A 25,876-nucleotide genomic window follows, 5' to 3' on the forward strand; every position below is an offset into this window, starting at 1 on the left:
ATTAATAATGGTAATTTCAAAAAAATCACTTCAATTCCTGTTAGTTACTTTTCTAGCGTGTATGCCGTTGGTTACTTTCGCAAATCCAACCGCGGATAGTCTTCAAAATCACACTGAAAACGCTGCTCCTGTTGCAGAAGCACACGGAGAAACAGGTCATTCTGCTGAAAAAGAATTCAATGCCACGGAATTGATTAATGATCACATTGGTGATTCTCATGAATTTCACATTGCGGATTATGATGGTCATCCTATAACTTTTTATCTTCCTGTAATTTTGTGGACGAACAATGGATTGGAAATTTTCTCTTCTGAAAAATTTCACCATGATAATGAAGGACACCATGTTGTTGATGTGAACGGTCAAAAATTAGTTCGTTTCAATGAAGTTATTTTTTATGCAGATAAATTTGAAAATTTAACTGAAGACCAAAGAGAAAACGGTGCTTTCGCGTTTGACGCCAGACCACTTGATTTTTCAATCACTAAGAATGTTTTTTCGATGTTGATGTCAGCTCTTGTATTGTTCTTTTTGTTCCTTGCAGTTGCACGTTCTTACAATAAAAATAAATTGGCGCCAAAAGGAATCGCTGGATTTCTAGAGCCGTTAGTGATTTTCGTTAGAGATGAAATCGCTATACCTAATATTGGAACAAAAAAATACGCGAAATACATGCCGTATTTATTGACTATATTTTTCTTTATCTGGATTAACAACCTTATTGGATTGATTCCTTTTTTCCCTTTCAGTTCAAACCTTACCGGAAATATCTTCTTTACATTTGTATTAGCATTGATTACTTTTATTGTAACTTCTTTCAGTGCTAACAAAGATTATTGGAAACATATTTTTATGCCTCCAGTTCCTAAAGCATTGTATCCTATTATGATTCCTGTAGAAATTATCGGAATGTTGACAAAACCTTTTGCATTAATGATTCGTTTATTCGCAAATATTACTGCAGGACATATTATCATCTTGAGTTTAGTCTCATTGATTTTTATATTCAAAACAGTAGCTGTGGCGCCTATTTCTGGAGCTTTCGTATTGTTCATGAGTGTACTTGAAATGTTGGTTGCGGCGTTGCAGGCTTATGTCTTCACGTTGTTGACAGCATTGTTTATTGGTCAGGCTGTAGCAGAGCATGATCATCATTAAAATGTGTTTTATTAATTATTAACTATATTAAATTTAGTATTATGGTATTAGCTGGAATCGGAGCTGGATTAGCTGTTATTGGTGCAGGTCTAGGTATTGGAAAAATTGGTGGTTCTGCAATGGACGCTATTGCTCGTCAACCTGAGGCTGCTGGAAAAATCCAGACTGCTATGATTATTGCTGCTGCACTTATTGAAGGTGTTGCACTTTTCGCAGTAGTTGTTGCGTTGATCGCAAAATAATTAAAGCTTAAAACTTCCTGATACGGTTGGTATCAGGGAGTTTTTATTTCTAAAACAAACTTTTTAAATATAAAAATATGAATTTAACAGCACCAGAGAGTTTAATTTTTTGGACCTCGATCATCTTTATAGTTTTCTTTATTCTTTTAAGAAAATTTGCTTGGAAACCAATTCTTGGCGCAGTAAAAGGTAGAGAAGATTCAATTAATGAAGCGTTATCTTCAGCAGAAACTGCTCGTAGAGAAATGCAAAATCTTACTGCAGAAAACGAACGTATTCTTCAAGAAGCAAGATTAGAACGTGACTCTTTATTGAAAGAAGCGCGTGAAATGAGAGAAAAAATGATCGCTGATTCTAAAGCTGATGCACAAGCAGAAGGCGCAAGAATGATTGAGCAAGCTAAAACAGCTATCTTAGCAGAAAAAAATGCGGCTATGGCTGAATTGAAATCACAAGTTTCTTCATTGTCATTAAGTATTGCTGAAAAAGTATTAAAAGATGAATTATCTAACAAAGAAGCTCAAACTAAATTGATTGAGAATATGTTAGGTGACGTTAAATTGAACTAATTATGGCAAGTACAAGAGCAGCAATTCGTTATGCAAAAGCAATTTTGGACTTAGCAAACTCAAAAAATGTTGCCGAAGCAGTAAGCAGTGATATGAAAACTATTGCTACCACTATTAATGGGAATTTAGAATTGAGTACTTTTATTCAGAACCCTACCATTAAAGTAGCGGTGAAAGAAAATGCATTGTTAGAAGTTTTTGCAGGTATCAATGGCGTAACTAAAGGGTTGTTTCATTTGTTATTTGAAAACAAAAGATTCGAAATATTAGGTGCAATTGCTACTGAATATGGTAAATTATCTGACTTAGAAAATGGTATTGAGTTGGCACAAGTGACTACTGCTATTCCTATGGATGCAGATTTAGAAGCACAAGTTTTAGCGAAAGTAGCAACACTTTCAGATAAGAAGATAACAATTGAGAACATAGTAGATCCTGCAATTATTGGAGGTTTTATTTTGAGAATAGGGGACAAGCAGTACAATGCTTCGGTTGCCAACAGATTACAAGTATTAAAAAGAGAGTTAAGTAATTAGTTTTATTGCACATTTAAGTGTTTAAATTATAAATTAAGATGGCGGAAATCAAACCTGCTGAAATTTCAGCAATATTAAGAAAGCAAGTAGAAGGTTTTGAATCTGGTGCTACACTAGAAGAAGTAGGAACCGTACTTCAAGTTGGAGATGGTATTGCTCGTATTTACGGGCTTTCTAATGTTCAATATGGAGAGTTAGTTGAATTTGACAATGGATTAGAAGCTATTGTTTTGAATCTTGAAGAAGACAATGTAGGTGTGGTACTTTTAGGACCATCTACAGGAATCAAAGAAGGTTCAACTGCAAAAAGAACACAACGTATTGCTTCTCTTAAAGTAGGAGAACAAATGGTAGGTCGTGTAGTAAACACACTTGGTTTTCCAATTGATGGAAAAGGACCAATCGGTGGAGATTTATACGAGATGCCTTTGGAAAGAAAAGCTCCTGGAGTTATCTTCCGTCAGCCCGTTACTGAGCCATTACAAACCGGTATCAAAGCAGTAGATGCAATGATTCCAGTAGGTCGTGGACAACGTGAGCTAGTTATTGGTGACCGTCAAACAGGTAAATCAACTGTTTGTATCGATACTATCTTAAATCAAAAAGAATTTTACGATGCTGGGAAACCAGTATTTTGTATCTACGTTGCTATTGGACAAAAAGCTTCTACTGTAGCAGGAATTGCTAAAATGTTAGAAGAAAAAGGTGCAATGGCGTATACTGTTATCGTTGCTGCAAACGCATCTGATCCAGCTCCTATGCAAGTATATGCTCCTTTCGCAGGTGCTGCAATTGGAGAATATTTTAGAGATTCAGGTCGTCCAGCTTTAATTGTTTATGATGATTTATCTAAGCAAGCTGTAGCATACCGTGAGGTTTCTCTTTTATTAAGAAGACCACCGGGACGTGAAGCATATCCTGGAGACGTTTTTTACTTACACAGCCGTTTATTAGAGCGTGCTTGTAAAGTAATTGCTGATGATGGAATTGCTAAAAACATGAATGACTTACCAGATTCATTGAAATCAATTGTTAAAGGTGGTGGTTCATTGACTGCTTTACCAATTATTGAAACTCAAGCTGGTGACGTTTCTGCATACATCCCAACAAACGTAATTTCGATTACTGATGGTCAAATTTTCTTGGATGGAGATTTGTTTAACTCTGGGGTTCGTCCTGCAATTAACGTAGGTATCTCGGTATCTCGTGTTGGAGGAAATGCACAAATTAAATCAATGAAAAAAGTAGCAGGTACATTAAAACTAGATCAAGCACAATTCCGTGAATTGGAAGCGTTTGCTAAATTTGGTTCTGATTTAGATGCAGTTACTTTAAACGTAATTGAAAAAGGAAAAAGAAACGTTGAAATCTTGAAACAAGGTTTGAACGATCCGTATACTGTTGAAGACCAAGTTGCAATTATCTATGCTGGTTCTAAAAACTTATTGAGAAATGTTCCTGTGAACAAAGTAAGAGAATTTGAGAAAGATTTCTTGGAATTCTTAAACAACAAACACAGAGCAACTCTTGATGCGTTGAAAGCAGGAAAATTAACAGACGAAATTACAGATGTAATCGAAACTGTAGCAAAAGAATTATCAGCAAAATATAACTAAAAAGTACTAAGTGATAAGTATTAAGTATCAAGATTTTCTGGGTACTTAATGCTTAATACTTAATTCTTCATACTTACAAAAAAATGGCAAATTTAAAGGAAATCCGTAATAGAATTACTTCCGTTTCATCGACGATGCAAATTACATCGGCAATGAAAATGGTTTCTGCAGCAAAGCTAAAGAAAGCACAAGATGCAATCACAGCAATGCGCCCTTATGCCGAAAAATTAACGGAATTATTGCAAAATCTTTCTGCTACACTGGAAGGTGACGCTGGCGGAGAGTTTACAACGCAACGCGAAATCAAGAAAGTATTACTTGTGGTAGTAACTTCGAACAGAGGTTTAGCAGGTGCTTTTAATACCAATGCAATCAAAGAAGCTAAAAGCCGTGCAGAATTTTACGCAGGGAAACAAGTTGATATTTTTGCTATTGGAAAAAAAGGAAATGATGTTTTAAGTAAAACATTACCGGTTGTAGACAATCAAAGTACTGTTTTTGATGATTTGACTTTTGATAATGTGGCTAAAATTGCTGATTCACTAATGGAGAAATTCGTTGCCGGTGAATACGATAAAATTGAGTTGATATACAACCAATTTAAAAATGCAGCTACACAAATAGTTCAAACAGAACAATTTTTGCCTTTAGCATCTTTAAAATCAGATCTTACGGTTACTCCGGGTGATTATATTTTTGAGCCATCTAAAGAGGAAATCGTGCTGACTTTGATTCCAAAATCATTGAAAACACAATTGTATAAAGGGATTCGTGATTCATTTGCTTCAGAGCACGGAGCGCGTATGACTGCAATGCACAAAGCAACGGATAATGCAACCGAATTGAGAAATCAATTGAAATTAACATACAACAAAGCACGTCAGGCTGCTATTACTAACGAAATCTTAGAGATTGTTGGTGGAGCAGAAGCGTTGAATGGATAATTTATTAATTCAAAATATTTAGAGAGCCACGCATAGCGTGGCTCTTTTTTTGTTTAATTTTATACTTTTAAACAATAGCATTAAGAATGAATTTACAACTTAGAGAACTCACCACAAAACAAGAAATGTTGGCTCAGTATGAAGTCATGCAACATTTATACACCAATTTCACTTTAGAAAAATACGATTCCTATCTTACGGAAATGATTCCGCATAATTACAAGCAAATCGCCGTTTTTGAAAATGAGCTTTGTGTTGGACTCTCAGGATTGTGGTCCGGTATCAAATTATGGTCTGGTAAATATCTGGAAATTGACAACTTTATTGTGCATCCGGAGCATCGCAAAAAAGGAATTGGTAAAATGATGACTGATTATGTTGATGCTAAAGCAAAAGAACTGGGCTGTACCATGATTGTATTAGATGCTTTTACCGGAAATTTCACCGCACATCGGTTTTATTATAACCAAGGTTATGTTCCTAAAGGATTTCATTTTCTTAAGATTTTAAACGAAGAAGGATTAAGCTAAATCGAGAATTATGAAAGGATATAAAATAATTAGTTTCTTATTGATTACGGCAATTAGCCTAACTTTTTGTGCTATGAAACAAGAATTTCAAACAGAATTTCCTCAAGAAATACAGTCGGTTTTTTATGAGAAAATGAAAAAAGGTACGGAAAGAAGCGTAATCAATTTTTATATCGAATTTAAAAATCCGCTGTCAGCAAATATAAAACTGGAAAAAATCTATTTTCACAATCAAGAATCTCCGGTTCAAGAAATTACTAAAAATGTATTTGTTGCGCATTTTTATCAAAGTAATAAAAAAGAAGATTTAATTCTGGATGTCAATCCTGCAAAAGAATATGGCAATAAAGCACCAGTCGTTTCAAAATCTAAATTCGATTTAAAACCTAACGAAGCAATTTTGGAATATTCGAAAGACAGTAAAACCCTTTTTTATAAAATATTGAATGTCCAAGAAAAGCCATTAAGATAGTTGCGCATTAGAAATGCTTTTGTAATTGATTTTTCTCTTTCAAAACAAACATTCACATCATCGGTTTAAACCAAAGAATTAGTTATTTTTGTTTCCTTAATTTTAATAAAGACTCCATTTTGGGATTATATAAAAATCTTTTTAAACAGACCGCCATTTACGGATTAGCAACGGTTGTGCCGAGAATGTTCAGTTTTTTATTGGTGCCATTATACACAGATTTACTTCCAAAAGCGGAATATGGGAAGCTTTCCATCATTTTTGCCGGAATGATTTTCTTCAATGTCATTCTTTCGTATGGAATGGAAACCGCTTTTTTTAGGTTTTATAACAAAGAAACCAATAAGAATTCAGTAGTTGAAACTACGTCCGTTTCTATTTTTTGGACTTCCATAGCGTTTTTATTCGTAGCCTTATTATTCCGAAATACGATATCGAGTTGGGCTAAAATAGACGAACAATACATAAGTTACACGATTTGGATTTTAGTACTCGATGCCTTGGTAATTGTTCCATTTTCTAAATTAAGAGTCAATCAGCAACCCGTAAAATATGCGATAATCAAAATAGGAAATGTAGCCGTTAATCTGTTTTTGAACCTTTTCTTTTTAAGTTATTTACCTGCGATAGCAGAATCAAATCCAGACAGTATTTTACGCTCTTTATACCTGGAAGATTTTCAGATTGGCTATATTTTTGTGTCCAATATTGTTGCCAGCTTACTTACATTTATAGTGTTGTCCCCCAATTATTTCAAACTTAAATGGCATTTTGATTATTCCCTTTGGAAAAGAATGATGCAATACGGCATGCCCATAATGGTTGCCGGAATTGCATTTGCCATCAACGAACAGTTCGACAAAATACTTTTAGGCTATTTATTGCCTCCTGATATTGCCGACGGAGAAGTAGGTATATATAACGCCTGTTATAAGCTTGGGTTGTTCATGGTTTTGTACCGTACGGCCTACACATTGGGAATCGAGCCTTTCTTTTTCAGTCACTCGGATAGTCAGGATGCACCACAAACGTATGCTACAATTACCAAATATTTTGTCATTTTTGGGTCTTTTATATTACTTTCAGTCATCGTTTTTGCGGATATTCTAAAACTTATTATGATTCGAGATGAGTCCTATTGGGAAGCCATGAAAGTAGTGCCCCTGATTATTCTGGCCAACTTCTTCTTAGGAATTTATACCAATCTTTCCGTATGGTACAAACTAATAGATAAAACCCATATTGGGGCCTATATTTCCATTGTGGGAGCAGTAATTACGCTTGTTTTAAACTTTTTACTAATACCTACAATGAGTTATTACGGTTCGGCAATTGCGACTATTGCGGCATATGGAAGCATGATGTCCATCTCTTATTATTTTGGAAATAAATATTATCCCATTCCGTATGATACCAATAAAATATTAATGTATCTATTGATTTCAGTAGGATTTTCGGCAGTATCATTTTACGGTTTCAGAGAAAATTATTACGTAGGAATCACGTTATTACTGGTGTTTATGTATTTTATATACCACAATGAAAAAGAATTATTAATCAAAATGTTGAACCGAAAAAAGAATTAGAATCTAGTTTTTAGGAGCTATTTCCTGCTATTCGTTGCAATCTTTTCCTTTTTAAAGAAAAAAGGAAAAGGATTTCCACTGCTATCAGGGCTATTACAAAAAAACAACAATATAAAAGGACAAGTGCAACTTGTCTTTTCTTAATAAAAAAACAATGACAATAAACATAATCAACAAATCACAACATGCTTTGCCCAACTATGAAACCATAGCCTCGGCAGGAATGGACTTACGAGCCAACTTATCTGAATCCATAACACTAAAACCACTGGAAAGAGCCATCGTAAAAACGGGTCTTTTTATAGAATTACCTATAGGTTACGAAGCACAAGTGCGTCCAAGGAGCGGTCTGGCTGCCAAAAACGGAATTACGGTCCTGAATGCTCCCGGAACAGTAGATGCGGATTATCGTGGTGAAATTGGAGTTATTTTAGTAAATTTATCCAATGAAGATTTCGTTATCCAAAACGGAGAACGCATTGCCCAGCTTATCATCGCAAAACATGAACGTGCGGAGTGGATCGAAGTTCAGGAATTGACAGAAACCTCCAGAGGAGAAGGTGGTTTTGGAAGTACTGGAGTGAAATAAATTTAATAATTCAAAGATTGAAAAATTCAAAAATTTTTAATTCTAATTTTTCAATCCTTTAATATAAAAGAACATGAAAATAATTGTGCCAATGGCCGGCCGTGGCTCACGCCTTCGCCCACATACATTAACTATTCCTAAACCTTTAATTCCTATCGCCGGTAAACCAATCGTGCATCGCTTGGTAGAGGATATTGCGGGTGTTTTGAATCAAGAAATTGAAGAAGTAGCTTTTATCATCCACGAAAGTTTTGGCAAAAAAGTAGAAGAAGAACTACTTGCTATTGCACAAAAACTAGGTGCCAAAGGAACAATTTATTACCAAAACGAAGCTTTAGGGACTGGTCACGCCATTATGTGTGCCAAAGATTCTTTGAGCGGACCCACAGTTATTGCTTACGCGGATACGTTGATTCGTGCTGATTTCGATTTAGACAAAAATGCAGATAGCGTAATTTGGGTAAAACAAGTAGACGAACCGGAAGCTTTTGGTGTTGTAAAACTGAATGAAGCGAATGAAATAGTTGAATTGGTAGAGAAACCAGCAACTTTTGTATCCGATCTTGCCGTAATTGGAATCTATTATTTTAAAGATGTTGCCGTGTTGAAAAACGAATTACAATTAGTATTAGACAATAATATTATTCACGGCGGCGAATACCAGATAAATGACGGTATCAAACAAATGATGGCCAAAGGCATGAAATTTGTTCCCGGTAAAGTAGACGAATGGATGGATTGCGGTAACAAAAATGTAACGGTGGAAACGAATTCCAGAATGTTAGGATTCTTGCATAACGATGGCGAACATTTAGTAGATTTTGATGTCAAATTAGAAAATTCGACGATTATTCCGCCTTGTTATATTGGTAAAGATGTGGTTCTTAAAAATGCAACTGTTGGTCCTAATGTATCTTTAGGCGATGGATGTCATGTTTCAAACAGTACGATACAAAACAGTTTGGTACAAACGCATTCTCATATCAAAAATGCGAATTTAGACAATGCAATGATCGGAAATCACGCGAGTTTCGATGGGAATTTCACCAGCATCAGTATCGGGGATTATTCGGTATTGGAATAAATAAAATACAATTCCTGCATCTTTTTTAAAATGGTGCAGGATTAAATTTGAAATGAAAAAAAGCGCTTTCATAATTTTATTTCTCGTTTTGCAATGCAATTCGGCTTTGCTGTGCGCACAAACGGAACCCGGAGAGATCAAGCTCGATACCGATCAGTTTCAGGAACTTTTTTATGAATCGTTGCTTCAAAAAGGGATTGAGAATTATGATAAAGCGATAGTAGCTTTGGATAAAGCCAATAAATTAAAACCTAATGATGCAGCCGTTTATTATGAATTAGGGAAGAATTATTTAGCATTAAAAGAGTATAAAAGTGCTTATAATTACTTTGAAAACGCGACCAAGATTGATCCTAAAAACAAATGGTTTTGGATAGGAATGTATGATGTGAGTTATGAAACTAAAAATTTCACTCAGGGAATTTCCGTTATCAATAAGTTGATTGAATTTGATCCAAAATACAAAGAAGATTTGACTTCATTGTATATGGGAACCAATCAGTATGAGAAAGCTTTGGCGCTGATTCAGGAACTTGATGAAGCCTATGGAAAAACAGATCGAAGGGAATTATACAAAAGCCAAATCTTGTCCGAAGGGAAGTTTCAAAACAATGAGATTTCGAATCTGGAAGGATTGATTGTGAAAAATCCGCAAGAAGAGTCTAATTATATCAGTTTAATCTTTTTGTATTCTAAAAATAATGAAGAGACAAAAGCTTTTGAAACAGTAAAAAAACTAGAAAAAGCAATCCCAAATTCGGAGTGGGCGCAAGTGAGTTTATTCAAGAATTATTTAGATTCAAATGACGCACCAAAAGCGATAAAAGCAATGAATATTGTTTTGGCTAGTGCCAAAATAGATTCGAAAATTAAACACCGGATTCTTAATGAGTTTCTGATTTTTACCGATAAGAATCCTCAATATTCGCCTGATTTAGAAAAAGCAGTTGGTTATTTCGAAAATGACAAATCTGTCGATGTTGCGAAAGAAATTGGAAAATTTTTTCACGCTAAAAAACAATGGGAAAAAGCCATTATGTATTATGAAAAATCGGTAAGCAATGCAGTAAGCGATGTTGTTGAGACGCATTTGCTTTTGCTTCAAGCGCATACAGAGCAGAAACAATTTGATGCAGTAGCCAATAAAGCTCTGGAGCTTGTAGAGACTTTTCCAACGCAGCCTCAGTTTTATTATTATGCTGGTTTGGCTAACAATGAGCTTCAGCAATTTAAAAAAGCGAAGGATTTTTTAGAAATGGGCATGGATTATGTAGTGGACAATAAGGAATTGGAAATAAATTTCAATATCCAACTTGGAGAAGCGTATAATGGTTTGGGAGATTTCAAGAAAAAAGACTTGTTTTTTGCTAAAGCCAATCAATTATTAAAAGAAAAAAAATGATCAAAAAAATTTCAATACTAGTACTACTTACCGTTTTTATGGTTTCGTGCAAATCCAAAGCTATTGCTATCGCAGCGGGTAATGAACCAGTCGCAGCGGCAGAAAAAATGTCGGCCAAAAAAATAATAGAAAATCATTATAACAATAAAAATGAATTTTCTACATTATATATTAAGTCAAGTGCCCGTTATGCCGATGATAAACAAACACAAAATGTTACAGCTGAAATCAAAATCAAGAAAGACGAACAAATTTTGGTAAGCATTCGTTTTCTGGGAATTACAATGGCAAAAGCATTGATCACTCCTAAAACAGTGAGCTATTACGAAAAGATAAATGGAAAATATTTTGAAGGTGATTTCAGTAGTTTAAGCCAATGGTTAGGAACGGATTTAGATTACAATAAAATCCAGAACATGTTGTTAGGTCAGGCCATTGATGATTTGACCAAAGGCAAATATTTAGAAACGTTATTGGAACAAACGTATCGATTGGATGATACATCGAATAAAAATACAAAAAAATCATTCTTTTTAGATGCGGATAAATTTTTAGTTCAGAAACAAGAAATCACGCAAACTGCTGAGGAACGAATGATCAAAGTGGCTTACGCTGACAACAAAGTATATAATGAGGCAATTTTGCCTACGAGCGTTTTAATCAATACGTTTCAGAAGAAAGGAAACACCGAAATTAATCTGGAATACAACTCGGTAACTTTCAATGAAGAACTTTCTTTTCCATATAGTGTTCCAAATGGGTACAAAAGAATTATAATTAAGTAAATTAGCAAAAATATTTTTTCGATATGCCAAAATTTCTCCTAAGCCTGATTTTTATCTGTATGACTTCATTACTGTGGAGTCAGGAATCACAACAAGAAAAATTAGAAGAACGTAAAGCTCAAATTCAAAAAGAAATTAGAGAAAATGAAAAGTTATTACAATCTGTAAAGAAAAAAGAAAAATCTGCTGTTAACGTAGTAATTATTCAAAGCACTAAAATAAAGCTTAAAGAAAAATTAATAAACACGACTGAAAAGCAAACCAAATTGCTGAGTAATGACATGTATATTAATCAAGTTCAGATTAATAAATTGAAGAAAGAATTGGCTGAACTTAAGGAGGATTATGCCGAAATGATTGTGAAATCCTATAAAAGTCGTTCAGCTGAAAGTAGAGCGATGTTTTTATTATCATCTGAAAATTTTTTACAGGCTTACAAAAGAGCCCAGTATATGAAGCAATACACGAGCTATAGAAAAATGCAGGGTGAAGAAATAAAAACAAAGTCGAATAAGCTTACGGATTTTAATCAAAAACTGAACGTACAAAAAACAGCAAAACAAAAACTGATTGCTGAAAATGAAAAAGAACGATTGTCACTCGAAAAAGAGAAAAAAGAGCAATTGAAGTTGGTAAGTGTTATAAAAAAGGACAAGAATAAGATTGCCCAAGAAATCAAAAAAAGACAGCAGGAATATAGAACGATTGACAGACAAATTAATAAATTGATTCGGGAAGCAATTGCTGCAGCCAACAGGAAAGCAGCCTTAGAAAAGGCAAAAGCCAATCCGAATGCTCCGGTTTCTAAAGTTGCGGTGTCATCATCCAAAATTGAACTGACTCCGGAAGCTAAAATTGTTGCAGATAATTTTAGAGCCAACAGAGGAAGATTACCTTATCCTGTTGAAAAAGGATATGTGTCATTAGGATATGGAAACCAAACGCATCCATTGTTTAATACGATAACCGTACACAATAGCGGTGTAGAAATCACCACTGACAAAGGTGCAAGTGCAAGAGCTGTTTTTGGAGGTGAAGTAACCAGCGTAATCGTTTTGTCACCAGTAAATAAAGCGGTAATGATACAACACGGAGATTACTTCACAGTGTATCAAAATTTGAGTTCAGTGAATGTGAGTAAAGGAGATAAAGTAAGTATCAAACAAAGTATTGGTAAGGTAAGAACCAATGGAGAAACAGGGAAAACAATCATTAAATTCCTAATCCTACAAAATACGACATATAACAATCCTGAAGGGTGGCTGTCACCAAGATAAGAAAGGGTTGTACACAAAAAAAAGCACTATCGTATTCCTTGGAATACGATAGTGCTTTTTTTATGAAAGGTATTTTAGCTAACAAACTCATTAGAACTAAAATCATCGAAGGTTTTATATAAACCTTTTCTTCGGTAGTATTGCTAATTAATAGTTCGTGCTATTGATTTAATTGGATAAAAAATCAAAATTAGAACCTTTTTAATGTGCTATTCTATTTTATTAAAAGAAGAGTTTATGGACTTCATCATCCCTTCAGTAGACCAAGTTCCAGAAACAATAATACGCCTAATGGTATATAATGGATCCACAGGATCTCTTTTGGTAGACAAGATATAAGCCATTTCATAACCACTTTTCTTAATTTCTGGAATTGCAGCTGTATTCCATAATCCAAAAGGATAAGCAAAATCCTTAACCGGTTTTCCTATGATTTCCTCCAGTTTTGCTTTTGGTTTCACTAATTGTGTATTCCAGTCGTCGCCAGTATATTTTGTAACCATATGATGATCCCAAGTATGTGCACCTACCACATGTTCGTCATCAGACAAGCTTTTGATTTGCTCTTTGCTCATATAACCGGGGCGGTTAATAGAAACTGTCATTATAAAAAACACCCCTTTGAAACCGTATTTTTTCATCTCGGCTGCGCCAATGCTAAATTGTTCTTCACGGGTGTCATCAAAGGTAATCATTACTGGATTTGAAGGCAACGGTACGTCATATACGAGATAGTCGTATAATTGATTGGGTAAAATACTATGATAACCGGCATCAGATAAGGCTTTCATTTGCTGTGCAAAATTTGCTGGTGAAACCGTATATGTTTTTGTCATTTCACCATCACCCGCTTTCAATTCTTTAATATTATGATAACATAAAATGGGAACTTCTTTTTTAGAAAGAATAGTCGCGGCATCAGCAGCTACTTTTTTTGGTGCTATAACCTTCGCGGGTGCAACAACAAGTGGAACTTCCGGAACTATTTTACGTGGTTCAGACTGACAGCTAACCATTAAAAATAGTCCAGCGAAAACGGAATAAAGAATATTTTTCATGAATTCAATGGTAAATTATTGGTACTGAATGTAAATCGGTTTCGGAGTAAATTTTACTAATTCTTCAGGACTATACATTTTCCAGTCGTTTTTATTGTCATTTTTATAAAATAATTTAAAACCGGCAAATTGTACAGGTTCTCTATAAATATAACTTACGTAAGAATCTTTTTTTAATACTTTACTTCCAAAACCATCCATATCCATAACGATTTGAACTTCGGGAACGGTTTTGATTTCTTTATAATTTTTTACCATTCCTTGTGTGAAACGGTGTATTACTAACACTTTTGGAGTCAGTTTGTTTTTGCGCACAATATTTGCTAATATGTCAATCGCATCGTTAATATCCGCTGCCGTAAAATGCCCAATTTTAGAACCTGGACGTTCTCCGTTTTTCATCGAAAATTCAGGGTCAATTCCAAGATGTACATTAGGCATGGAAAGATATTTTTCTAATTCCGCCACTTCAGCTTTCACCGTACTGTGACCTACCTGAATATCTAAAAACACTAATGCATTGATGGGTTTTGCCCAACTAATAACTGTGTCAATTTGTTTAAAAGGCATTCGCAAGCGGTGCATATTATTTTTCCCCGGAGCACCTTGAGCCGTAACAGCAATGTAATGCAAAGCAGGAATTGCTTTTACAGTAGAATCAGCTGCCTGCCATTTAGCTACTTCGCCTTGCAGTTTTGCTAACATTTCTTTTCTAGGGATTTCACCCAATATTCCCATTCGTGTAGAATATAAATTTCCGTAAAATGCAATAATTCTATTATACGGTAATAATGCGCCAGGCAAAGGATAAGGCGCTTTTACTGGCCATCTTCCAGTTGTGTCATTGTTGCTTAAAGCGATCATTCTTTTGTTAAAATCAACAGTGTCAATTGTCAGAGTTGGCGTTTTTTCTGTAGTATCCGTTTTTACAGTATCTGATTTTTCTGTAGCGGTTACACCATCTGACGCTTTTCCTTTTTCACAGGAAATGGTCATAAGCAGTAATGGAAGTGCAATTAATGCAATAGCTGATTTTTTCATATATTAATTCTAATTTTTTTATGTAAAGATAAAGTATTTTAGAAGCGAGAAATCATTTGTAATTGTGTTTCAACGCCTATTTATTACATAATTTACGGGTTATAGTTTAAAATTTCTTCTAATTCAATATTCAAACGAAATCTATTTCAGATAATTGTAAGGTTGTGATTATAATTAAGAAAAAACAGTTTGCATTGATCACAATCTCAGAATAGTTTTTAAGAATACAAAGAAAAAGGCTAACTTTATAAACGTTTTTACTCATCCAAATACGCAAACAATTGTTGAAAAATTCCGTTACTTTTCTTCTTTTTCTATGTTGTGCAACTGCTGTTTTTGGCCAAGTAAAAAAAGACACTATTGCCCTTTCAGAAGTCACGTTGAAAGGTTCACCGATCAAAAGTGCACTTCAAAATATTGCGGCATCTGTTTCAGTAATTACTACTTCCGACATTAATAAAAGTGACGGAATTATATTGACTCCGGTTCTAAACAAAATTCCCGGTGTGACCATGCAACAAGGTGCTTTGAACACCAATAGGATTACGATTCGTGGTATTGGTGCGCGATCTCAGTATGGAACCAATAAAATAAAAGCCTATTTTGACGGGATTCCGCTAACTTCTGGTGAAGGCGAAACTACGATTGATGACATTGATTTGGCAGCAATCGAAAAAATAGAAATCATAAAAGGACCAAATTCCACTAGTTTTGGATCCGGTTTAGGCGGTGTAATTCAGCTGTTTTCAAGAGAAACTCCATTATTTGAATCTTTTGGGAAGTCAACAGTCACTTTTGGGAGTTTTGGTTTGTTGCAAAACCGACTTTCGGCAGGATACAGCGATTCTAAAACGAATGTATTCACAAGTTATACGGATTTACAAAGCGATGGATTTAGAGCCAATAGTTCCTACAACAGAAAATCATTTAACCTGCACGGCAAACAAAAAATTAGTTCCAACGGAAGTTTGTCATTTTTAGGAACATTCACCCGATTGAAAGCTTTTATTCCGAGTTCTATAAATGAGACGGATTTAAAAAATAATCCGGAGAAAGCAGCCGCTACTTGGGCAGCCGCAGAAGGTTTTGAGTCGTATGATAAATTCATGTTCGGATTAGGATACAATCATCAATTTTCTGAAAAATGGTCCATTCAAACTAGTGTTTTTTCTAATTTTAAAGACGCTTACGAACCCAGACCGTTTGATATCTTGGATGAAAATATAAGTTCGGTGGGTTTTCGTTCCAATGTGAATTATAAAGACCAATTGTTTTCGTTGCCCTTTGAAATGAGTTTTGGCACCGAATTATTAACGGAAAAGTACGAGTATTCTCTTTTTGAAAATTTGTACCAATCGCAACCGGGAGAGGGAAGTATAAAAGGTGACGAATTTAGCGCCATCAAACAAAATCGAAAGTACACCAACTACTTTTTGCAAATGGAACTTTGGATTTCCGAAAAGCTGCATCTGGAAACTGGTATGGCATTAAACACAACTAAATATTCGTTAGAAGATATTTTTGAAAATAATTCTGAGGGCCAAAAAATGCCCTTTACTTTTGGAAATGTTTGGTCTCCAAGAGTTGGTTTGTCGTATAAAGTTAGCAAAGGAAAAAACATATTCGCATCAATCAGCAAAGGATTTTCGGTTCCTTCAGTTGTAGAAACATTGACTCCAGAAGGTCAAATAAACACCAATTTGAAACCAGAAAGAGGTTGGAATTATGAATTGGGTTTCAAAGGAAACTGGCTTAAAAATAAAGTATATACCGAAGTAACTTTTTATACCACACAAATTAAAAATTTATTAGTGGCACGACGCACCGCCAATGACCAATTTGTAGGGATTAATGCAGGCAGCAGCTCGCATACGGGATTGGAATTCTTGGTTAATTACAAACTTTTAAATTTTGCGCAACTTCAAATTACACCTTATTTTTCAGGTGCGGTGAATAACTTCAAATTCAAAGAATTCTTGGATGGTGATGCTGATTATTCGGGAAACCAATTGACTGGCGTTCCTGAAAAGCAATTTAATTTTGGAGTAGATTTAAACACAAAAAGCGGATTTAGTGTCAACACTTCTTTCCGGACGATGAGTGAAATCCCATTGAACGATTCCAATACAAAATACAGTGCACGGTATTCGTTGCTAGATATTAAAACCACCTATGTTTTTACGATTCTTAAAATCTTGAAAACAGAGCTGAATGCTGGAATTAATAACGCTTTGGATACCAAATATGCGGCTAATATTTTGCCTAACGCAGTTGGTTTTGGAACTGCAGCTCCGCGTTATTTTTATCCTGGAAATCCTGTCAATTATTATGGAGGTTTTTCATTAGCGTATGTTTTTTAGATAGAAATCATAAGTCCACATTTTATTTTTTAATAGCAGCGACTTCTTTCTCGGTTACAACTTTCGTTTGTTTATTGCTCCAAGAAGTCATAATGTAATTCATCACATCAGCCACTTCCTGATCCGTAAGTCCCATGGCAGGCATGCTGCTATTGTACTTTATTTTATTGACAACAATTTCGCCACTTTGTCCAAATTTCAAAGCAGCAATACTTTGATTTCTCTTGTTTTTCAACCAGTCAGAACCATCAAGAGGAGGGAAGTTCTTAGTGTCTCCTTTGCCATTTGCGCCATGACATTGCATGCAAAAATCAGCATATATTTCTTTTCCGGGTGACTGAAGTTTTGAAACAACGGCGGTTTCGGTATTCAATTTAATATAGTTGTCTTGGGAAAATGGGTTTTCGAAAGAGAAGCTTCCCAATACAAACACTCCAAATCCTAAAAATAATTTCGTTATCAACATCATTTAGTTTGGTATAATTTTTACGATTCCTTTTCCTTCAACGCCCATATAAATATAGCCATCCGGGCCTTGCACAACATTACGTACGCGACCAATATCAGTAGCAATTTTTTGTCTGCCAATAACTTCATTGCCTTTCAACTTTAACAATTCAAGGTATTGGAATTTTAAAGAACCTACCAGTAAATGTCCTTTCCAGTCTGGATATTTATCGCTGGTTACAAAAGTCATTCCGCTTGGTGCGATGGACGGCAACCAATAATAAATAGGTTTTTCAATGCCTAGTTTGTCGTTTTCTTTACTAATTGTTGTTCCGTCATAATCAATTCCATAGGTAACTACTGGCCATCCGTAATTTGCTCCTTTTTTTATGATATTGATTTCATCTCCGCCTTGAGGACCGTGTTCATGTGCCCAAATTTCCCCTGTTAATGGGTTTTTTGCAATTCCTTGCGGGTTGCGATTTCCATAGGTGTAAATGGCTTCCTTTGCACCGATTTGACCAATAAAAGGATTGTCTTTAGGAATTGTTCCATCATCATTTAATCGGTATATTTTCCCGCCATCGCGTTTAATATCTTGCGGATTTACAAAATGTTCGCCACGTTCTCCAACGGAGAAATACAAATAGCCGTCGTTGTCAAATACTATTCGAGAACCAAAATGCTGTCCTTTTGTAGTATTTGGAGTGGCTTTGTAAAGCGATTCAATTTGTGTCAGACTTCCGTCTAATAATTTTGCTCGAATGAGTTTTGTGTTGCCGCCGGTTCCTTCCCCTTCATCTGAAGCAAAAGTCATATAAATCCACCCATTTTTAGCATAATCAGGATGTAGAACGATATCTAACAATCCGCCTTGTCCTCGAGAATATACTTTAGGAACATTTTTGATTTCGGTTTTTGCTCCGTTTTTGACATGATATAAAACACCACTTTTTTCGGTAACTAACATGCTGCCGTCTGGTAACCAAGTCATACCCCAGGGAATAGTAATATCTGAAACTACAGTTTCGAGCGTGTAGTTTTTTACTTCGTCTTTAATAGGTATGTCATTGGATTTTACCTGCGCATCACAACTGAAAGAAAGAAAGGATATAATTGAAAATGAAACTAATGTGATTTTTTTCATGAGTTTGGTTTTTGAATCTTTGTAAGACATAAATCTTTTTTAAAGGTAGTAAAAGAGTAATAAAAAAGGTAATGAAACATTTTAAATTTGCTTAGAATTAACAGATTACAAATTCTGTCTCAGTGAATTGTTAGTGTAAAGCAGTTGAATTTACTTTTTTGAGATATTTTTAGATTACGGGTTAAAAATATTCAGACTGTCCTTTACTGGTTTAATTGTGATGGGATTTTTATATTTTTTGTTTAACTTTGCAATGAAATATTTAAACAAAAAAGCTGTTTTAAAATGTAGGTTTTAAATTTGTAAGCTGATTTTTTGCCGCTGATTAACATTTTAAACTCATTTTATAAACTATAAATGAAACTTTACTGATTGGTTTCTTGTAATTAATTGGAAAAAATAAATTAAAATTTGATGAAAAATAAAAAACCAGATAATGTTGTTTACACAGTCGAAGCAGGATATAATGCCAATATTTTGCCTTACGGAACAGGAGTTGGAGCACCGGTGATTAGAGTTGATGACGTGGTTTCCTGGAAAAGCAGAGGAATTGATAATGTGAATAAAGAGCTAGGGAATAAATTTAATGAACTGAAACTGCAATATGAAAAACTGATGCAGGAATACGAATGGAATGAATTAGTATATAGCGCTAAATTTTCATTTGAACCCGTTATTGGCGAAATCTATCATTTGTACAGAGATGCTGAAGGCGTACACTTTCTTTCGTTAATAGGTCCTAATGAATGGAATAAAGAACATATTGGCACCTTTAAATTAAATAGTGATAAAAAATGGATTCTCCTGAATTCACAAAATTCGGATCTCTACTAAAATAAAATAACCGAGATGATTTGGAGGTAAAGCGTTTTTTTGAATTTCCCGAACGAGTTTTAATTTTATAATTCAATCGTATTTTTATCCAAGTACTAACAAAAAGAACCTGTGGAAAATATTTTAAGACAACAAATTGAGAAAATTGTACCATTAACAGATAGTGAATTTCTATTCGTACTGTCTCACTTTTCGGTTGGTAACTATAAAAAACATCAATATATTGTTCAGCAGGAAAATCCTGTTCCATATGTTCATTTTGTTGTAAAAGGACTGTTGAAATCTTTCTACGTAGATAAATCGGGTAAGAGCCATATTCTGCAATTCGCTATGAAAGACTGGTGGATTACTGACAATCAAGGTTTCTATAATGAACAAAATGCTACGCTCAATATTGACTGCATAGAAGATGCACAAACCTATTACATTACTCTTGACAATAGAGAAAAATTGTGTGCCGAATTACAGAAAATGGAATTCTTCTTTTTGCAAAAAATGACCGCCGGTAATATTGCGCTTCAAAACCGAATTTTATCGCTGATGAGCAAAAATTCAGAGGAAAGATACATGCAATTTCTCCAATTATATCCGGATTTGATTCATCGCATTCCAAAAACCTTAATCGCATCGTATCTTGGTATTTCAAGAGAAACATTGAGTCGATTATCGCATTAACGTGATATATATCACAAATTATCGGTGACCTATGTCCTTTATAATCCATAAAATATTTTAGAATTTTGTATTTCATAAAATTTTAAAACAGAAACATGGAAAATATAGCACTTGTAGTTGGAGCGACCGGAATAACGGGTAGCAATCTCGCAGAAAAACTTATTGACAGAGGCTGGATTACTTATGGTTTAGCCAGAAACCCACGAAAAGACATAGAAAAACTTCAGCCAGTTGTTGCAGATCTTTTGGATTTGGAGAATTTAAAAACAGCTTTAAAAAACATTTCTCCCACACACATTTACATTACAACTTGGATGCGTCAAGATACTGAAGCCGAAAATATTCGGGTGAATAGCTTGATGATCAGGAACCTTCTCGAGGCATTATCTCCTAAAAAATCAGTGCAACACGTAGCGCTTGTTACCGGATTGAAACATTATCTTGGGCCGTTTGAGGCTTACGCCAAAGAAGGATTTTTGCCTGAAACACCACTTAGGGAAGAGCAACCGCGTCTTGATTTAGAAAATTTTTATTATGCCCAAGAAGATGAAGTTTATGCCGCTGCAGCGCGAGATGGTTTTACATGGAGCATCCACCGACCGCATACGGTTATAGGAAAAGCGGTAGGCAACTTAATGAATCTTGGTACAACACTCGCTGTATTCGCCAGCATTTGTAAAGAAACTGGAAAGCCATTTCAGTGGCCGGGTTCAGCAGCACAATGGAATGGACTTTCGGATGTTACAGATGCCAGAGTATTGGCAGAACATCTAATATGGGCTTCGACTACTAAAGCGGCTCGTAACGAAGCATTCAATGTGGTCAATGGAGATTTTTTTCGTTGGAAATGGCTTTGGAAAAAATTAGCGCAATCGTTTGGAATTGAAGCAATAGGTTTTGATGGTACGATTCATACTCTTGAAGAACAAATGAAAAATGAAGCTCCAGTTTGGAAAAACATTGCTACGCAATGTGATCTTGAAGAGTCTGATTTAAACAAGTTGGCTTCTCCGTGGCATACGGATCTTGACTTGGGACGCCCGATAGAAGTGATGACGGATATGTCTAAAAGTTGCAAACTCGGTTTCCCTGTTTTTCAAACAACGGAAGATTCCTTTTATGATCTTTTTGAACAGCTTCGCACGGACCGATTGATTCCTTAGTTTAAGTAGTCTGAAAGAAATAAGAAGAGGATTAAAACGTACTGTTTTGAATCCTCTTTTTTTATTTCTTGTAATCGGGAATGTGCAAAGTTGGTATTATGACTTCCTAACAATTATATTGCTTTCACTAACGCCTTAAAACAAAAAAGACCTTACATTGCTGTAAAGTCTTTTTAAAAAGCTCCCTCTCTTGAGCTTAAGGGAAGAATATATAAAGTTTACTTTTTTGTTTTAAATTTTATGCCTCAAGTAATATTTTATCGTGTTCAAAATATTTAAAAAACTATGCTATAGCTTGTTTAATTAAACTCATTATGTACTCCAAATTCATTGTGCTGTTTACAATGGTTTCATAATCGCCATTCCCCCAATGTCCAGTTTTTGATACATCTTTCATTAACTCTTTTGGGTCGTCCAATTGCCCTTTTTTTAGATTAATAAAAATCTTGAGCCTTTTTTTCAGGATAACAATATCGGCAATATTTTTATTTTTTTTAAAAGCGATATATAGTTTTTTGGGAACAATTTCAATATCATCGGATAAGTTTAAAATGGCATTTTTGTACCATTCATACAATTCTGCAACTTCCTCCAAAGAACCGTTTAAATGATCTTCTTCAGTATACACCTTGATTTCAGCTGTGACTGCTTGTATAAGACTATTTTGTTTAGTCAAGGGTTTGATACTCTCAGCTGATTTAGTTTTCTTGATTGGGTTGATGCTGATTAAATCATTTTCATATCGTTTTATTTCCCAAAGTTCAATGGCGATATCTTTAAAGTTTGTTGCTAGTCGTTGATTTTCAGTGAAACTTGGCGAGACAAATACGACTCTTGTTTGTGACCAGTCTACAGCTGAACTATGAATGGTTTTATGAAGTGTTTCGTTATATGACAAAACAAAATCAGCTTTATTTTCAAGCATTAAACTCAAATAGGTAAAACCTTGGTCAACAACACTTGCGTTTTTATCTCGTTTGTATTCAATAATTACAAAAGCTTTTGATTGCATGTCATAGCCCAAAGTGTCAATACGCTTGCCTTTGATAACAAATTCAGACTTTACCATTTCCAAGCCCATCAATTCTGGAAGATTATTTTCAACTAACTGTTGAATTTCTTTTTCTAGTTTAAAAGGTTTTTCTTTTATTAGATTAAGATTATTCGTTTTTGTGATTTGGAAAAGATTCATTTTTTTGAATTGAATTTATTTTTTAAAGTAAAGACTTATCATTCTTTTAAAAAAATATTTTCTAAAAAAGTTACTACCGGTAAATAATCAACTGATTTTAAATTGTATTCCTCACTATATTCCTTCATCCATTTTTTGAGATTAGATTTTACGTTTATAGTACTTTCTTCCTTAAAATTATCTTTTAATTTTATTTCAAAATAATAGTCAGTTTTAGAGTTTTCTTTTCCTTCAATTTTAGATTTGTGTTTGTGAGCAATGGATGCAATATCTCCACAAAAAGAGGTCAAATAAAATGCCTTTGTTCTACCGCCAGAGTAGATTACTAATTTTTTGGCATTGTGTAAATCATATGGAAATTCTAAAAAATTATTTTGCTTGTCAGTTGAGTGAAAATAAAAGGTGTTCATTTTAGTAAGAGTAGCTAAATCTTTACTTCTGGTATATCCTAAAACAACTTTCTCCTTAGGTTTAGGTTCAACTTGTAAGTAGGTTTGAAATTGTTTTTTATCTTCAAAGCCATTAATTTTTTTGCAGTATGTTTCTGCAATTTCGGGATTTTCAATTTCTAATTTACGGGCTTTACTAATTTCTAAAAATTCCGTTTCCATATCAATACCTAAATAACGTCGATTAGCTAGGTTGGCAGCAATTCCAGTTGTAGAGCTTCCTGCAAAAGGGTCAAGTATCCAAGCATTAGGTTGTGTGGAAGCCAGAATAATACGAGTCAAAACAGCAAGTGGTTTTTGAGTAGGGTGTTTGCCACATGATTTTTCCCAACCTGCAATGGCTGGCAATTTCCAAACATCTTTCATTTGTTTATTGCCGTTGAGTTTTTTCATTAACTCATAATTGTAATAATGTGGTACTTTCTCTTTTTTACGAGCCCAAATGATTAATTCGGCAGAATGAGTAAAAAAACGACACGAAAAATTAGGTGGTGGATTGTTCTTTTCCCAAGTAATAACATTAAGAATTTTAAAATCCAATTCTTGTAAGATTTGCCCAATAGAGAAAATGTTATGATAGGTGCCACTTATCCAAATAGTACCCTTGTCTTTTAGTTTTTCACGCACCTTAGTAAGCCAGTTGCGATTGAAGTCATTGATGAAATCAAAACCCTCTGATTTGTCCCAATTGCCTTTTTTATAGATTAGAAAAAAGATCAGAATCACACTTATTGTGGGTTGTGTAGCATTTTTTTAATCTATTTCTTTGAACAAATTAAATAAATGATATGGATACTTCTTTTGAACGCTCAGAAAACACTACTATAGAATGGTTGACACCGCCTGAATTAGTAATTAAATTAGGTAAATTTGATTTAGACCCTTGTAGTCCAATTAACGCTCCTTTTTTACATGCAAAAACAAATTATACTATTTCTGATGATGGTTTGTCAAAAGATTGGTTTGGTAGAGTTTATCTAAATCCACCCTATGGTAGAGGAATGGATTTATGGATGGAAAAATTAAAAAATCATGGAAATGGAATAGCATTAATATACGCAAGGACTGAAACCATATATTTCTTTGAGCATATTTGGAATGATGCGAATGCGATTTTATTTGTAAGGGGAAGAATCAGATTCTATGACATTTTTGGAATACAAAGTGGCAGACCAGTTGCTCCAAGTGTTTTCATTGCTTATGGAAGAGAGAATGCATTAGCTTTAAAAAATTCTGGTATTGAAGGGAGATTTTTGAATTTGAAATTATAAGATTTCATAAACTATAAATTCTGCAATATTGAATTCTGCATCAATTATCCATAAGTTTTCAATTAGAAGTTTTTTTAATGCTTCGTCTTCATTGGTAACATCTTCAACAATACCTATTACTTGCATATTGTTTACTTCGTATGAACTATTTGGAGCTTCAGTGGCGCCTTCGGGTGAAATAAATATAAATTTTTTCATATTTCAATTTTTTTATAATTTCCTCTTCCGTTAAATTCTATTAATCCTTTATCTCTTAAAAATTGTAGTTGTTGACGAATTTTATCCTTGATATGATTATTGTTTGGGTATTTGATTTTTAATTTATTTTCGAAAGTGTATAATTCATCTAATGTAAATGATTGCTTTTTAATTTGTTCAATACAATTTAAAATATCTAATATCCAACCTCTTGATTCTAAACTTTTAGATTTTAAAAATCAGTACTTTTTAATTTTAAATGTACTTTTTCTTGTTCAATAATTCTTGAATTTTCAACTATAAAAATTCTTCCATTTTCAGGAACTTTTGAAATATCAATGTTACAACCAACCCAACCAGCTCTTTTAGCAGTAATTGATAGTGGTTTTCGTTTAATAATAATTTCTGGAGTGAAAAATTGTTTTGGAATCACTAAAAAATTATTGACTTTATTGTTGTCATAAGTCAGAAAGAAGAAATTAGGATTTGTATCAGAAGTAATCCTTTTTATCATACTTTCATAAGCTCCATCATTAATTATGGTGCTTAATTTTCCGTTTTTACTTTTTAATTCAAATTCTTCCTTACATTCTAAACAATAAAAATCTGCAACTGGCATATTGTTTTCAAAATCGTTTAAGGGTAGTTGACCGCAGTTTGGACAATATGAATTTACTTTTACCCAATTTTCAGTTAACACTCTTGTAATCTGTGAATTGCTTTTATATCCTTCAGCTAGATCTAAATTAAAATTTAAGTTCATTAAAATGGAATTTGTTTTAAACAATAAGCCTTTGAAGTCAGAAAATGAGTTGGTTTATAATTCGGCTAATTTCAAAAAAAGTTTTGCTTTCATTTTTATTCGATTAGTCAAAAATACTGTTTTATTATAATTTATTTAGTTTTTCTTTTCGCTAGGGATATTGTTTTGCGCTGCAACTTTGTTTTGGAGTAATAGGAGATTGTGATAAGGGAATGCAACATCATTTTTTAGTTTTTATTTGCAAGCCTCGCTTTCACTACCGATTTAAAACAAAAAAGACCTTACATTGCTGTAAAGTCTTTTTAAAAAGCTCCCTCTCTTGGGCTCGAACCAAGGACCCTCTGATTAACAGTCAGATGCTCTAACCAACTGAGCTAAGAAGGAAACTGTATATTTTTATTCTGGTGTGAATGAACGTTTTTAATTGCTTTATTGTGATGTTTGTTTCAGTGGTAAAGCGGTGCAAAGATAGGCTATCATTTGGTTT

At 34.1% G+C, this 25,876-nt stretch carries 27 protein-coding genes, 1 tRNA gene and 1 pseudogene; 19 read left to right on the forward strand and 10 right to left on the reverse strand.

Annotated elements, in window-relative coordinates; genetic code table 11:
• Positions 1 to 7 precede the first annotated feature (7 nt).
• The 14 genes from atpB (at position 8) to BC952_RS02355 (ending at position 12,791) form a co-directional block, all read left to right on the forward strand.
• A complete protein-coding gene (gene atpB / locus BC952_RS02290) occupies positions 8 to 1,159 on the forward strand; it encodes a F0F1 ATP synthase subunit A (RefSeq protein WP_121364082.1) in 1,152 nt (383 codons plus the stop codon).
• Between the two features lie 41 nt (positions 1,160 to 1,200).
• Positions 1,201 to 1,401, forward strand: a complete 201-nt coding sequence (gene atpE, locus BC952_RS02295; protein WP_031453874.1) for an ATP synthase F0 subunit C — start codon at positions 1,201 to 1,203, stop codon at positions 1,399 to 1,401.
• 77 nt (positions 1,402 to 1,478) lie between these two features.
• A complete protein-coding gene (locus tag BC952_RS02300; protein ID WP_091166431.1) occupies positions 1,479 to 1,970 on the forward strand; it encodes a F0F1 ATP synthase subunit B in 492 nt (163 codons plus the stop codon).
• Positions 1,971 to 1,972: 2 nt separating this feature from the next.
• Positions 1,973 to 2,506, forward strand: a complete 534-nt coding sequence (gene atpH, locus BC952_RS02305) for an ATP synthase F1 subunit delta (protein ID WP_121364083.1) — start codon at positions 1,973 to 1,975, stop codon at positions 2,504 to 2,506.
• 38 nt (positions 2,507 to 2,544) lie between these two features.
• Positions 2,545 to 4,122, forward strand: coding sequence for a F0F1 ATP synthase subunit alpha (gene atpA / locus BC952_RS02310; RefSeq protein WP_113636179.1), 1,578 nt, complete (start codon positions 2,545 to 2,547; stop codon positions 4,120 to 4,122).
• A gap of 83 nt (positions 4,123 to 4,205) precedes the next feature.
• The gene (atpG, locus tag BC952_RS02315) at positions 4,206 to 5,066 is read left to right on the forward strand and encodes an ATP synthase F1 subunit gamma (protein WP_121364084.1); all 861 of its coding nucleotides are present in this window, start codon (positions 4,206 to 4,208) and stop codon (positions 5,064 to 5,066) included.
• Between the two features lie 86 nt (positions 5,067 to 5,152).
• On the forward strand, positions 5,153 to 5,596 hold the full coding sequence (locus BC952_RS02320; protein WP_121364085.1) for a GNAT family N-acetyltransferase: 444 nt from the start codon (positions 5,153 to 5,155) through the stop codon (positions 5,594 to 5,596).
• 10 nt (positions 5,597 to 5,606) lie between these two features.
• Entirely contained in the window at positions 5,607 to 6,068 is a 462-nt protein-coding gene (locus BC952_RS02325) for a hypothetical protein (protein ID WP_121364086.1), read from the forward strand.
• 119 nt (positions 6,069 to 6,187) lie between these two features.
• Positions 6,188 to 7,654, forward strand: coding sequence for a lipopolysaccharide biosynthesis protein (locus tag BC952_RS02330; RefSeq protein WP_121364087.1), 1,467 nt, complete (start codon positions 6,188 to 6,190; stop codon positions 7,652 to 7,654).
• Between the two features lie 154 nt (positions 7,655 to 7,808).
• Positions 7,809 to 8,243 (forward strand): dUTP diphosphatase, encoded by a 435-nt coding sequence (gene dut / locus BC952_RS02335; RefSeq protein ID WP_091166424.1) that lies wholly within the window; start codon positions 7,809 to 7,811, stop codon positions 8,241 to 8,243.
• 73 nt (positions 8,244 to 8,316) lie between these two features.
• Positions 8,317 to 9,327, forward strand: a complete 1,011-nt coding sequence (locus tag BC952_RS02340; protein WP_121364088.1) for a sugar phosphate nucleotidyltransferase — start codon at positions 8,317 to 8,319, stop codon at positions 9,325 to 9,327.
• Positions 9,328 to 9,379: 52 nt separating this feature from the next.
• A complete protein-coding gene (locus BC952_RS02345; protein ID WP_121364089.1) occupies positions 9,380 to 10,729 on the forward strand; it encodes a tetratricopeptide repeat protein in 1,350 nt (449 codons plus the stop codon).
• Positions 10,729 to 11,514, forward strand: a complete 786-nt coding sequence (gene lolB1, locus BC952_RS02350) for a lipoprotein insertase outer membrane protein LolB1 (protein ID WP_482788923.1) — start codon at positions 10,729 to 10,731, stop codon at positions 11,512 to 11,514. The genes BC952_RS02345 and lolB1 overlap by 1 nt, the downstream gene beginning before the upstream one ends.
• A gap of 59 nt (positions 11,515 to 11,573) precedes the next feature.
• The gene (locus BC952_RS02355) at positions 11,574 to 12,791 is read left to right on the forward strand and encodes a murein hydrolase activator EnvC family protein (RefSeq protein ID WP_244200080.1); all 1,218 of its coding nucleotides are present in this window, start codon (positions 11,574 to 11,576) and stop codon (positions 12,789 to 12,791) included.
• A gap of 209 nt (positions 12,792 to 13,000) precedes the next feature.
• Here the strand turns inward: BC952_RS02355 and BC952_RS02360 are convergent, their stop codons facing one another.
• Both BC952_RS02360 and BC952_RS02365 read right to left on the reverse strand, forming a co-directional pair.
• Positions 13,001 to 13,849, reverse strand: a complete 849-nt coding sequence (locus BC952_RS02360) for a polysaccharide deacetylase family protein (RefSeq protein ID WP_121364092.1) — start codon at positions 13,847 to 13,849, stop codon at positions 13,001 to 13,003.
• Between the two features lie 15 nt (positions 13,850 to 13,864).
• On the reverse strand, positions 13,865 to 14,890 hold the full coding sequence (locus BC952_RS02365) for a hypothetical protein (protein ID WP_121364093.1): 1,026 nt from the start codon (positions 14,888 to 14,890) through the stop codon (positions 13,865 to 13,867).
• 281 nt (positions 14,891 to 15,171) lie between these two features.
• On the opposite strand from BC952_RS02365, the gene BC952_RS02370 reads away from it, so the two are divergent.
• Positions 15,172 to 17,250, forward strand: a complete 2,079-nt coding sequence (locus BC952_RS02370; RefSeq protein WP_121364094.1) for a TonB-dependent receptor family protein — start codon at positions 15,172 to 15,174, stop codon at positions 17,248 to 17,250.
• A gap of 22 nt (positions 17,251 to 17,272) precedes the next feature.
• Here BC952_RS02370 and BC952_RS02375 read toward each other — a convergent pair whose 3' ends face one another.
• On the reverse strand, positions 17,273 to 17,719 hold the full coding sequence (locus BC952_RS02375; RefSeq protein ID WP_244200081.1) for a c-type cytochrome: 447 nt from the start codon (positions 17,717 to 17,719) through the stop codon (positions 17,273 to 17,275).
• Positions 17,720 to 18,844: a PQQ-dependent sugar dehydrogenase gene (locus BC952_RS02380; RefSeq protein ID WP_121364914.1), complete on the reverse strand. Its 1,125-nt coding sequence runs from the start codon at positions 18,842 to 18,844 to the stop codon at positions 17,720 to 17,722.
• A 414-nt stretch (positions 18,845 to 19,258) separates the two neighbouring features.
• Between BC952_RS02380 and BC952_RS02385 the strand changes: the two genes are divergently transcribed.
• The 3 genes from BC952_RS02385 to BC952_RS02395 all read left to right on the forward strand — a co-directional run bounded on the left by BC952_RS02385 (position 19,259) and on the right by BC952_RS02395 (position 21,516).
• On the forward strand, positions 19,259 to 19,678 hold the full coding sequence (locus BC952_RS02385) for a DUF2452 domain-containing protein (RefSeq protein WP_121364095.1): 420 nt from the start codon (positions 19,259 to 19,261) through the stop codon (positions 19,676 to 19,678).
• 111 nt (positions 19,679 to 19,789) lie between these two features.
• Positions 19,790 to 20,353: a Crp/Fnr family transcriptional regulator gene (locus BC952_RS02390; protein ID WP_121364096.1), complete on the forward strand. Its 564-nt coding sequence runs from the start codon at positions 19,790 to 19,792 to the stop codon at positions 20,351 to 20,353.
• A 95-nt stretch (positions 20,354 to 20,448) separates the two neighbouring features.
• Complete coding sequence (locus BC952_RS02395) at positions 20,449 to 21,516, forward strand: SDR family oxidoreductase (RefSeq protein WP_121364097.1); 1,068 nt, start codon at positions 20,449 to 20,451, stop codon at positions 21,514 to 21,516.
• A 283-nt stretch (positions 21,517 to 21,799) separates the two neighbouring features.
• Here BC952_RS02395 and BC952_RS02400 read toward each other — a convergent pair whose 3' ends face one another.
• Both BC952_RS02400 and BC952_RS14990 read right to left on the reverse strand, forming a co-directional pair.
• A complete protein-coding gene (locus BC952_RS02400) occupies positions 21,800 to 22,708 on the reverse strand; it encodes a DUF5655 domain-containing protein (RefSeq protein WP_121364098.1) in 909 nt (302 codons plus the stop codon).
• 524 nt (positions 22,709 to 23,232) lie between these two features.
• Positions 23,233 to 23,889, reverse strand: a pseudogene (locus BC952_RS14990) (DNA-methyltransferase); the annotation flags it as partial.
• Between the two features lie 56 nt (positions 23,890 to 23,945).
• Here BC952_RS14990 and BC952_RS02410 point away from each other — a divergent pair.
• On the forward strand, positions 23,946 to 24,428 hold the full coding sequence (locus BC952_RS02410; protein ID WP_121364100.1) for a DNA N-6-adenine-methyltransferase: 483 nt from the start codon (positions 23,946 to 23,948) through the stop codon (positions 24,426 to 24,428).
• Here the strand turns inward: BC952_RS02410 and BC952_RS02415 are convergent.
• The 4 genes from BC952_RS02415 to BC952_RS02425 all read right to left on the reverse strand — a co-directional run bounded on the left by BC952_RS02415 (position 24,423) and on the right by BC952_RS02425 (position 25,773).
• Complete coding sequence (locus BC952_RS02415; protein ID WP_121364101.1) at positions 24,423 to 24,626, reverse strand: hypothetical protein; 204 nt, start codon at positions 24,624 to 24,626, stop codon at positions 24,423 to 24,425. The genes BC952_RS02410 and BC952_RS02415 overlap by 6 nt on opposite strands.
• Complete coding sequence (locus tag BC952_RS14995; protein WP_341866834.1) at positions 24,623 to 24,829, reverse strand: hypothetical protein; 207 nt, start codon at positions 24,827 to 24,829, stop codon at positions 24,623 to 24,625. Before BC952_RS14995 ends, BC952_RS02415 begins: the two co-directional genes overlap by 4 nt.
• A gap of 29 nt (positions 24,830 to 24,858) precedes the next feature.
• Positions 24,859 to 25,389, reverse strand: coding sequence for a DpnI domain-containing protein (locus BC952_RS02420; RefSeq protein WP_244200082.1), 531 nt, complete (start codon positions 25,387 to 25,389; stop codon positions 24,859 to 24,861).
• A gap of 310 nt (positions 25,390 to 25,699) precedes the next feature.
• Positions 25,700 to 25,773: transfer RNA gene (locus BC952_RS02425), tRNA-Asn, on the reverse strand.
• Between the last annotated feature and the right edge of the window lie 103 nt (positions 25,774 to 25,876).

It is taken from the genome of Flavobacterium limicola (assembly GCF_003634755.1).
GTDB lineage: Bacteria > Bacteroidota > Bacteroidia > Flavobacteriales > Flavobacteriaceae > Flavobacterium > Flavobacterium limicola.